The organism is Prosthecobacter sp. (genome assembly GCF_044378005.1).
Lineage (GTDB): Bacteria > Verrucomicrobiota > Verrucomicrobiia > Verrucomicrobiales > Verrucomicrobiaceae > Prosthecobacter.
The window spans coordinates 1-8,899 of sequence record NZ_JBILYB010000193.1; the positions used below are offsets into that span (position 1 = coordinate 1).

Sequence of the window (8,899 nt, forward strand, 5' to 3'; positions counted from 1 at the left end):
CGACCTTCAGCATCGCCTCGAACGCTGGAGCCGCTTCTGCCGGGCCGGGCGCAGCGGCGGAGGACTGAGCGAGGAGCAAGGTGAGTGCAGTGGTGAAGAGAAGCGAGTGTGTCGGTGGTGTCATGGTTTCGATTTCTGCGCATCCCTGTCGCGAGAGGGGTTCCTGGCGAGCGCGGCCATTCCGGTCGTTATCTGGACTGAGGGGGCACTCGAATACGCGCCGAGTGGATGTCGCCATACAGCTCGCCGGGTGAGTCTTTCTTCTGCGTCCAGATGGCGACGAGCGTGCCATCGGGCAGTTCGGTGAGCGTTGGATAGCAGATGGACCAGCCGCTGCCTTTGGCTGGGCGATCCGCGAGGAGCGTGGGTTCGCTCCAAGTTTTGCCCTCATCGTGTGAGACGCGGATATGAAGAGGAAAGCGGTGGGGATCGGGACCGGGATTGTAGGTAAGCACGAGCGTGCCTTTGCGGGTGCAGAGCAGATGGCTGGCGCTTGAGGTGGAGGTGAGACCGGTCTTTTCCGTCGCGCTCCAGGTTTCCCCTTTGTCCAGGCTGATGGAGCGCCAGAGCTGGCCGTCCTTGGTGCGCAGCAGCATGTGGATCGCGCCGGACTTCGTCTCTGCGATCGTCGGCTCGCCGCCCTGTCCCAAAGGAGTGGATACCGCGCCGAAGCGCGTCCACGTCTTGCCGCCATCGCGAGATTTCATCACGCCGCCCGCCTTCGTCCCGCGGAGGTGCAATGGGGCGAGCAGTTCGCCCGTGGACAACACGATGCCGTTCGCGCGCGTGGTGTGATTCGGCTGACCGAGCTTCACCGGCTCGGTCCAGGTCTTCGCGGAGTCGCTACTACGGCGAAAGTAGATGTCGATCTGCGGATTGAAGGCGGAGAAGAACAGGAAGGTCTCCTTCCCTGCGACGAATAAGGCGGGATCGAAGTCCGCCTTCCCGGCGAAGTCCTGCAAGACGGTCGCCTGGCCCCAGGTGCGCCCTTGATCCGCCGAAAACGCCTGCATGATGCGCTGCGACTCAGCCCCTTCCGATGGCGACGAAAACCACACCGCCATCACCCGCCCATCCGGCAGCACGGTGATGCTGGCTCCGAGATTGTAGCCCGAAGTGTTCGCCGGGTCCTTCGGATCGGTGCTGGTGTGGTTAAAGATGACCGCGCGGCCAGTGATCTCGATGGGAAATGCTTCGGCGGCGTGAAGCGCGGCCAGTGGCGCGAGCAGCAGGAAGGTGAGGAGCGAGACGGTGTGTTTCATTGTTCCTGTTTCGGATTGGCCTTCTGCGAACGGAGAATGCCTTCGAGTCTTGAATACAGTGGACTAGGTAACGGAATGGCCAGATCGCGCTTGAGGAGTTGGAAGAACCCGATCATGCGGTCGGCTTTGGCTTTGAGGATCTTGTCGGTTTCTAGTTTGTCGAGGAAGGTCTGGTCGCCTCGTCCTTCATCAGCTACATGCGCGGTCATGAGTCGGGCATAGAGCGTGGCGCGGTCGTCGGTGGCGATGTTCATGCCGTAGGGTTCGGCGAAGCCTTGCCACTTGGTGTTGTCTTTGTAGAAGCGGAGTTGGCTGGGGCTGCTGGCAGCGCTTGGGCTGCCGATTTTGTAGTGGAATCCTTCTTGATTTAGGCTGTCCCAGTTCGTGCCGTAGATGGGGCCGCCTTCTTTGGAGAACTCACGGTCCATCAGGTGGAGCACTTCGTGGTGAATGGTGCGGCGGAGGAAGTCCATGGATGCGGGTTTGGCCGGATCAAACGTGCGGAGGCCATAAGCGAATGAAACTTGGGGCAGCCAGCTCATGCCTTGTCCGGCGACACCGGAGCCTCGGAAATTGAAGGTGTCGAGCATGTAGAGATTCTTCACATTGAGCCGCTTGGTGATCTGCTCGGGATAGATTTCCAACTGCTCGCGGCACATGCGCATGAACGATCTGAACTCGTTCAACTTCTTGTCGGTGAAGTAGGAGTATTCGAGCCGCACTTTCGCCGGCATGGGCGGCGCGGGGGAACCTGGCTCCCACACCACTTTGAAGCCCCATTGCTCTTCCAGCTTGCGGATGTCGCTTTGGAGCTCGGGGTCGGTCTTGATCTTGTCATGGCTGTGCGTGTCCGTGAGGTCGTTGAGACAAACGGTGCGCTGATGCTCGGGAATCGTGGCGAGGACGGCCCAGAAGGCTTCATTGAACTGCGGATCGAGCGATTGCACATAGGACTGCACGATCTCCATTCGCTGCTTCAATTTGGCGTCGGTTTTGGCGAGCGTGATCAGTTCATTGAACTCAAAGGGCTCCCACAGCATTTTGTAGAGTCCCTCTCGTCCGTTGCTTGCCTTGGTGGTCCGTTTGGCGCTCTCGGTTTCGAGCTTCGAGACATCGGACTCCAGCGTTTTCCAGTTTGCGAGGGTGAGCGGCGAATGGGTCGACTTTACGTCCGCAAGCATGTAGTTGAACAGCGTGTGGTGGATGTAACCACGACCAAGGACTTCGAGTGAAGGAGTCATGGTCGTCGGCACGGTCACGAGGATCGAATCACTGGCTCTGTCGGTGATGAAGGTCGGTGAGTAAGCCGCCGCCGGGCCTTTGGCGGACTTGGAGATGTAGGCGTTCGCCAAGACGAGGTTCTTGGAGCCATGCTTCTTCAAGAATCCAGCCGGGTAGCGCTTCAACTCGGCTTCCACCCAGGTGAGGATTTGCAATGCATTGTCCAGCTGCTCTGTCTTCAAGACCGTCACGACATGGTTCTTGGCAACAACCGGATCATCGAAAGGCGCCAGGTTGATGGTGACCCCGAAGTCCGTTTGGAACCGTTGAACGACTGGAGCGAATTTTTGGTTTTGATCGATCAAAGCACCGCCATTCACTTGGCCTCCTTGCTTTTTACCTCCGATCCTCTCAAGGTTCTGCGCGAACGCCGAAGCGGCGAGCATGCCGACAGCGGCGATTGCGAAAGATGTTTTGAAACTGTGCATGCAAAGTGGGGCGGTGGCGGTGAGGAGTTTGAGGGTGTGTTTCATGACTCTTTGTGTCGTGTTCAACGATAGCTTGGGGCTACCTTCATCTCCGGCAGGTCGGCAGGCTTGTCCGGCTGAACCATGGCGCGGTTCCTGTCCTCATCACTTCCCCTTCCCCCACAGCTTCGCGAACTTCTCCGGCACGTAGAAGTCGTCCTTCCCCGTCGCTGAAAAAGCCGTGCGCTCGATGGTCGTGCCGCGCACGCGTTGGCGGCAGACGTTGAAGTGCCAGGGGAACAAATCCTTGGGCTGGGCTCCGTCGATGCCTTTGAGCGGGTCGATCATGCGGGAGCCTTCGCCGGTGATGGGCAGGCGCATTTCGATGCTCCATTCCTTGTCGCCGCGATGCACGGCGAACTGTGCGCCGGAGGTCCACTTCACGCCTTTGCCGTCCTTGCCGTGGTCGATCTCCAGAACGGTGCCCGCGGGGTTGATGGCGATTTCGTAGTAGCTGTTGGACGCGGTCTCGATGAGCAGCGTGATGTGGTCGCCTTCGAGGAGTTTTGGATCATCGGCGGTAGTGGTGGCGATGCTGACGCCGGGCATGTCGGGCTCCTGGCAGACGATGCCGATGTGCAGGATGCTGCCTTCGCGCTGGATCTGGAACATCGCGTTGGCGGTGGGTCGCGGGGCCTCGGGCGTGAGCTTCACGAGCGGGGCGCTGCGCACGTCGGTCCAGAAGTCTTTGAGCACCTGGCCATCGAAGGCTTTTTCGCGCAGCGGCTTTCCGCCGGTCTGATTTGTCTCCAGCACGCGGTAATCGAGCGTGGTGTCGTGCTTGCGGCTGAGTTGCTGTTGCAGCGTGTGCAGCGGCTTCATGAGGTCGGCGATTTTTTGAATGCGACGACCGGGTAGCGATTGTGGATCGGCGGCAGCTTGCGCGGCGGCGAGCAAAGTGAAGGCCTCGCCGATCTTCGCGCCGTCCTGGCCCATGTGCATCCAGTTGGCCTCGGAGAACTCTGCGAAGGCCTGCATCGGCTTGGCCGCGGGGCCGTAGTAGCTGGTGAAGTAGTCGGTCAGCAGCGCGTCGAGGCTTTGACCGGCGTCCCACCAGAGGCGTGAGGTGACGTAGAGATTCAGGTGCTCCAGCGCGAACGGATCGTAGCCGAAACTGTTCTCTTTCCCGGCAGGATGATCGTAGATTTCGATCATCTCGCCGAGCGTGTGGCCTTTCAGCTCGCGCAGGTCGCTGGAGATTTGCTTCGTATAAACGACGGGCCGTCCGGCCTGCTCGGGCCGCGCGTTGATGTTGTAGTCCCAGGTGAGGTATTTGCCGGAAGTGAGTTTCTTCGTCCAATCCTCGCGCAAGCTGCGGTGCTCGCTGCGCTTCGTTTCATCCCAGAAGCTCTGGCGTTGCCGCGTCTCGATGAGCACGAGGTTCGGGCTGAGTTTGTCGAGCTTCGCCGGGGGCATTTTGTAGGCGCTGTAGGCGAGTCCGCTCACGAGGCGATCCGGGTGCGATTGATAAAGTTCGAGCGCCACGCGATTGAGGTAGCCCCAGACCTGATCCGACATCGTGCCCGACCAACCTCGATCCTGCGTGAGCTGCGCCATCCACTTCGGATCATCCGAAGTCATGCCGCCGTAACCATCCACGAGGTCGATGCTGAGCATCGGCTCGCGGAAGTGATCGAACATGACGCGAGAGTATTTGAGCTGCTTCTCGAAGAACAGTGGCGAGTTGAGATCGGGATAGCCGCTGCCCTTCGTCGTGGTGTCGCGTTTGCCGCCGGTGAGCAGATACATCTCTGGGTGCGCCAGCTTCATTTCCTCGCGCATGATGAAAAACTTCGCGCCGTGACAAACCTGCGAGATGCCGCCGATCTTGTGAGCTTGGTTCAAGCCCAATCGCAGCATCCAGATGCCCTTGTCAGCCAGGCCGGTGTGCTCCGTGTAGAAGGTGAAACGCCTCAGGCCGAAATCCGGATTCACCGTCTTGTTCACGCCCGGCAACGTGATCGTCGCCATCTTCGGCACCACCTCGCCGAGTTCCCCCGGCGCAAACCAACGCACACCGAGACTGCGGAGGAACTCATACACCGCATTGAGCGTCCCCGCGTCGTCGTAATCCCAAACGTCCAGATCCTTGTGATAGCGCGCATAGATGTAGCCGAAGTGATTCCAAAACGTGTCACCCGTGATCTTATCAAACTCCGCATTCACCCGAGCCTGCTCCGCCGTGCTGCGCATCCGTCCCCAAGGCTCGATCGGAACAAAGTCCTCATCCGGCCCCACCAACGCCAGCCAGTCCGCCCCCGACGCCATGCGAAACGCCCCATTCTCCAGTCCATCCGTCGCAAGCTTCAACGCCTCCGTGTGCGAAGATTTGCCGAGGAAGATATGCGCCTTCCCCGCCGTCGGCGCCGTGCCGACATCGAGCTTCGCCCCGCTGATCTTCTCCAAGTAAGTCTGCAACTCCTTCGCCGCCAGCTTGGTCATGCGCGCCGGTTTTTCCGCGATGATGATCTCCGCGCGAGGCTGGCCGTTTTCGATGAGGAAGGTGTCAGCGGCCTGCAGCTCGGCCAGCGGGGCGAGCAGCAGGGCGGTGAGAGCCGAGCGCAGCGTAGATAGCCGACGAAACTGATCCGAAAAAGGCCGACAAACAGTCTGCCCAGCTGATTTCAAAATGATGGAGGCAACGGTGAGGGCGTGTTTCATGGTTCAATTTGCTGCTTTTGACTCGCAGGGCTCACCGCCTTCGCGGCCCACTTGATGGCTTCGAGAATGTGCTGTCGTGCGAACGGTGTGTTGAGCGAGCGCAGGTCGTGGCCGAACTCGGTGTAGAAAAAGCGGCCACCGGTCGCGGGTTCGTGGGTCCAGGCAATGGGATGATCCGCGCCCATGGGCTTGCCGTTGCGAGTTTTGAAGTAATCACGCACAGGCGTGTAAGTGGTTTCGTCCACGCGCATGAGGACGTTGAAACCGGGCTGGCCGGTGACGGCGCGGTCGTGATTGGTCCAGTCGGCTTCGATCCAAAACTCGGCGGGTTGGCCTTTGACGGAGGGATGATCCTTCGCGGCGGGATCGATGGTGACCTTCGCTTTGCTGAAGTCGGAGTCGCTATTGAAGTCGCAACCGCCGAGCGCATTCAGCCACGGCCAATTGGTCTGATGCACCAACGCCGCGTGCAGGCCGACGATGCCTTTGCCACCCTTGGTGAACCATTCCTCCACCGACTTGCGTTGCTCCTCGGGCAGCACCTGGTCGAGTTCGTTGGCGTTGTTGAGCACGAGCACGTCGTAGCGGCTCAGTTCCTCGGCACGCATGTCTTTCCAATGCTCCGTCACGTCCACCTCGAAGCCGTTTTCGTGACCGAGCAGGACGAGCCAGCGATTGATCTTTGGCGTTTCGGGATGGCGATAGTAGCCGGTGTTCGAATACACCAGCACCTTCAATCCGGTGCCCTTGGGCACGGGCGCTGCGGGTTCATGACTGTGAGCGATGCTGGCGAGCAGGAGCAGGGAGAGGATGAGATGCTTCATAGTGATGGGTTGAATGCATCGTTGAGATGATCGGAGAATGCTCAACGTCATTCTATGCGGGCTGTTCTCGGGCCTTCTTGTGGTTGGCGGAAGAAAGTGGCCGACGGCGCGAGCAACAGTGCGGTGAGGAATGTGAGCTTCATCAAAATGGGTTCCTTATTTCCACAGGGGTTCCATTTGTTCGGCGTTCCACTTGTCCCATAGCGCTGACATTTGCTGGAGGCGGGCGGGTTCTTGGGTGGCGAGATTTCGGGTCTCGCTGATGTCATGCGTGAGGTCGTAGAGTTGCCACTCCTTGCCATCACGAATGAGTTTCCAGTCGCCGAGACGCAGGGCGTTCTTTTTGCCAACGCGCCAGAACAAGGGACGTTCGGGCAGTTGCGTGGTCTTGCCGGTGAGCAGGGGCATGAGGTTGATGCCGTCCAACTTTGCTTCGGCTTTGGTCGAAGGCTCTGGAGCTAAAGCACCAGCCACTTTCAGAGCGGTCGCGGTGGCGTCGATGGACGCCACGGGTGCCTCCACCACCTGACCTGCGTTGATGTGATTTTTCCACGAGGCGATGAAGGGCACACGAATACCGCCATCCCAGAGTTCGCCTTTGCCACCGCGCAACGGAGCATTGCTGGAGGTGAGTTCTTGGGTGGGGCCTCCGTTGTCGCTGAAGAAAACAACGAGCGTGTTCTCTTCGATGCCGCTGTCACGGAGTTGAACGAGCACCTTGCCCACGCTGTCATCGAGATGCGCGAGCATGGCGGCGAAGAGGCGGCGTTGGATGTCTTCGATGTGCGCGAACTTCTTCAGGTAATCGTCCGTGGCCTGCATGGGGCTGTGGACGGCGTTGTAGGCGAGATAAAGAAAGAACGGCTGCGCGCGATGCCGGCCGATGAAATCGCAGGCTTCACGCGTGAAGGCATCCGTGAGGTTCGCCCGTTCATCCACGGGCTGACTGCTGCGCAGCAAGGGATTGTCGGTGTCGTATTCGGGTTCGCTCGAGCCGAGATGGGTGCTCCACACGATGCGTCCATCGGGTGAGGTCCACCGGCCCTGACCGCCATCCGGCAGGGTCTTGCGGCGCAGCCAGGTCGTGACGCCCTGCCACGGCGGCGGCACATAGAAATGTCCCTCGTGCAGAAAACCGAAGAACTCATCAAAGCCACGCCGCTGCGGATGAAACGCTGCCGTGCCACCAAGATGCCACTTGCCCACCAACCCCGTCGCGTAGCCCGCATCACGCAGGCGATCGGCCACCGTCTTCTCCGCGACTGGTAAGCCAATGCCCGGCGCAGCGTTCTTCGCGCCGATGGGATTGAATTCAAAACCAAACCGGGTCTGATAGCGCCCCGTCATCAACGCCGCGCGCGAGGCCGCGCAAAACGGCGCGGTGACATACCCGCTCGTGAATCGCGCCCCACTCGCCGCGAGTGCATCGATCTGCGGTGTCGGGATGTCTTTGCCGCCATAGCAACCGAGTTCGCCGTAACCGAGGTCGTCAACGACGATGAAGATGACATTGGGACGCTGTTCGGCAGCGAGTGATGAAGTCTGAACGCCGAGCGGCGCGAGCAGCAGCGTGAGGAGGTAGAAGAAACGCCGGGATTTCATGTGTGAAGTAAAACGCCCCTCCATTCGGGAATACATGGTCTAGGTCTGCCAAAAGTTGTCATCATCCTGCCATGTCGCCCGAGGTTCGGAAACTACCGCCGCCCGTTCAGAATCATCTCATTCAGCTTCTGCCGCAGGGCCTCCCCTTATCGCTGTGCCTGCGAAATCTACCTTCTCAGCGCATTGATCAGCTCATCCACCTTGTTGATCAAATCCTGCATCTGGGACTGGTTATAGCTGCCATCGGCTCCGATGCCCAGCGTGCCGACGCCGTTGCTGTTGTTGCTCGTTTGGGCCAAGGCATTGGCGATGGCGTTGTTCAGGTCGTTGATCGTCGCTCGTTGTTGGATGTCGGCGTTGAGCGAGGTGAGCTGGCTGCGCATCTCTGCCGATGAGTTCGGCGAGTTGTTCGCGGGTTTGGATGGATCGAAGGGCATGGCTTTGAAGAGTGGTCCGCACAGTCCTCTGTGCGGATGATTTGGAATGCTCGGATCACCGCACAGAGGACTGTGCGGGTGATGTGATCATGGGAATGGTGCGTGAACCTTCGTATTTCCGGGGATTCCCTCAAGCCTTATCGCGGGTGCATGTGCACGTTTTCGCAGAGTGGTGAGCTTGAGTTGTCATGTTTTGTCATGCAGGCAGGTGCCTCCTAAGCATTGATTCACATGAACTGCAGATCTGTGACAAAACTTGCGGCAGAACAAGTCTTGAACATCTGCGCTCTTGGCTCAATGAGTCGGGGTATGCGCACTCTTCTGGGCCCCTATCAACAAGACACGCCGGAGGCGACGAAACTTGA

The 8,899-nt window shown here is 59.5% G+C and carries 7 protein-coding genes; 1 reads left to right on the forward strand and 6 read right to left on the reverse strand.

The features are described from left to right. Positions 1 to 188: 188 nt before the first annotated feature. Both AC6FTP_RS23755 and AC6FTP_RS23760 read right to left on the reverse strand, forming a co-directional pair. On the reverse strand, positions 189 to 1,262 hold the full coding sequence (locus AC6FTP_RS23755) for a sialidase family protein (protein WP_497209394.1): 1,074 nt from the start codon (positions 1,260 to 1,262) through the stop codon (positions 189 to 191). Next, a complete protein-coding gene (locus tag AC6FTP_RS23760; protein WP_497209395.1) occupies positions 1,259 to 2,725 on the reverse strand; it encodes a zinc-binding metallopeptidase in 1,467 nt (488 codons plus the stop codon). The genes AC6FTP_RS23755 and AC6FTP_RS23760 overlap by 4 nt, the downstream gene beginning before the upstream one ends. A gap of 12 nt (positions 2,726 to 2,737) precedes the next feature. On the opposite strand from AC6FTP_RS23760, the gene AC6FTP_RS23765 reads away from it, so the two are divergent. Beyond that, positions 2,738 to 3,043 carry a hypothetical protein gene (locus tag AC6FTP_RS23765; RefSeq protein WP_497209396.1) on the forward strand — a complete coding sequence of 102 codons (306 nt, stop codon included), beginning with the start codon at positions 2,738 to 2,740 and terminating at the stop codon, positions 3,041 to 3,043. A 72-nt stretch (positions 3,044 to 3,115) separates the two neighbouring features. Here the strand turns inward: AC6FTP_RS23765 and AC6FTP_RS23770 are convergent, their stop codons facing one another. From AC6FTP_RS23770 to AC6FTP_RS23785, 4 genes are all read right to left on the reverse strand, one after another. Then, positions 3,116 to 5,671 (reverse strand): DUF4838 domain-containing protein, encoded by a 2,556-nt coding sequence (locus AC6FTP_RS23770; protein WP_497209397.1) that lies wholly within the window; start codon positions 5,669 to 5,671, stop codon positions 3,116 to 3,118. Next, entirely contained in the window at positions 5,668 to 6,495 is an 828-nt protein-coding gene (locus AC6FTP_RS23775; RefSeq protein WP_497209398.1) for a ThuA domain-containing protein, read from the reverse strand. Before AC6FTP_RS23775 ends, AC6FTP_RS23770 begins: the two co-directional genes overlap by 4 nt. A 156-nt stretch (positions 6,496 to 6,651) precedes the next feature. After that, positions 6,652 to 8,097, reverse strand: a complete 1,446-nt coding sequence (locus AC6FTP_RS23780; protein ID WP_497209399.1) for a sulfatase — start codon at positions 8,095 to 8,097, stop codon at positions 6,652 to 6,654. A 167-nt stretch (positions 8,098 to 8,264) separates the two neighbouring features. Then, positions 8,265 to 8,534 carry a hypothetical protein gene (locus AC6FTP_RS23785; RefSeq protein WP_497209400.1) on the reverse strand — a complete coding sequence of 90 codons (270 nt, stop codon included), beginning with the start codon at positions 8,532 to 8,534 and terminating at the stop codon, positions 8,265 to 8,267. Positions 8,535 to 8,899 lie beyond the last annotated feature (365 nt).